Origin of the sequence: Kocuria rosea, assembly GCF_023715525.1 — a bacterium.
GTDB classification, from domain to species: Bacteria; Actinomycetota; Actinomycetes; order Actinomycetales; family Micrococcaceae; genus Kocuria; species Kocuria rosea_A.
Genome location: NZ_JAMBOG010000051.1, coordinates 1 through 1,253, shown reverse-complemented (window position 1 = coordinate 1,253; position 1,253 = coordinate 1). Strand labels below are relative to the sequence as shown.

The window sequence follows — 1,253 nt, the reverse complement described above, 5'->3', positions numbered from 1 at the left end:
CTAGTGCCGTGTCAGGCAGCTTTTGCGATGTGGATGGTGGCGGCTTTGTCGAGAACTTCGACCAGGCGGTGGTCGTGGGCGTGGCGGTTACGCCAGGCGATGTAGCGGCGGATCATCGAGGCCTGCTCGCGGTGGCTGGGATGATCCGTGCCGTCGAGGGCGAAGTAGCGCAGCGCGGTGAACTGGGCCTCAATCCGGTTCAGCCAGGAGGCGTAAAACGGGGTGTAGGCCAGCTCGACGTTGTTCGCCGCCGCCCAGTCACCGACCCGCTGATCGGTCTTCGTGGACAGGTGCGGTGAGAAGTTGTCGCACACGATCGCGATCCGTTGCTGCATTGGGTACAGCGTCCGCAGGTAGCGGCAGAACGCCAGGAACTGGGTGCGCGTCTTGCGCACCTTCACATGGGCGTAGATCTTGTTCTTCGATAGGTCGAAGGCCGCCAGCAGGTGGCGCACTCCATGCGGGCGGGTGTAGGTCGCGCGGCGTCGCCGGCGGCGCGGATGATCCTGGTCGCCGGCGCCCACAGCTCGCGGGGCCCACTGCCTGCCCGGGCGGGGCTGGAGGTTCAAGGGCCCGAACTCGTCCAGGCAGATCACCACCTCCGGATCCACCAGCCCGTCGCCGCTGTGCTCGCCCGCGGCCACGCGCCCGTCGGCGAGATCATAGAGGTGCAGCACCCGGTGCTTCTTCGCCTCGTAGTCGGGGTCCGTGGAGGTCTTGAACGTCTTCACCGCTTGAAAGGACACGCCCGCCTGGTGCAGCAGCGTGCGCAGCCCTTCGTGGGAGATGTCCTCGACCACCCCCTCGGCCACCAGGAACTCGGCCAGCTTGGACAGGCTCCAGGTGGAGAACGGCAGCCCGTGATCGGCTGGCCGGGACAGGGCGACCTCCCGGATGCGCGCCCGGTCGGCGGCGGTGAACTTCGGCGGGCGACCCCCGGCGTACTTCGGGTACAGGGCATCGAATCCGTCGGTGTTGAAGTTGTGGATCACCTCCCGCACCCGGTCCGGGCTGGTGAAAGCCACCTCGGCGATCTTCACCGCCTCCATGCCCTGGGCCGAGAGCAGCACCATCTGCGCCCGTCGCCAGGTCACCACTGAGCCGCCGGTACGACGCAGCAGCCTCAGCAGCCGGTTGCCCTCCTCATCGGAGATCTCTCGGACACGCACACGCTCGGACATCGCAGCCTCCGGGGAAGACAAGACAACCCCAGTCTGCGCCTACACGGCAAACGTTCCCAGCCACGGCACTAG

General features: G+C 67.1%; 1 protein-coding gene. It reads right to left on the bottom strand.

Annotated features, from left to right (window positions below; all coding sequences use genetic code 11):
* Positions 1 to 11 precede the first annotated feature (11 nt).
* On the bottom strand, positions 12 to 1,181 hold the full coding sequence (locus tag M3185_RS16910; RefSeq protein ID WP_251334836.1) for an IS630 family transposase: 1,170 nt from the start codon (positions 1,179 to 1,181) through the stop codon (positions 12 to 14).
* Positions 1,182 to 1,253 lie beyond the last annotated feature (72 nt).

What these genes read in the sequence shown, in the direction of transcription:
- M3185_RS16910 (WP_251334836.1), bottom strand. Translation starts at nt 1,181, where the DNA reads ATGTCCGAGCGTGTGCGTGTCCGAGAGATCTCCGATGAGGAGGGCAAC.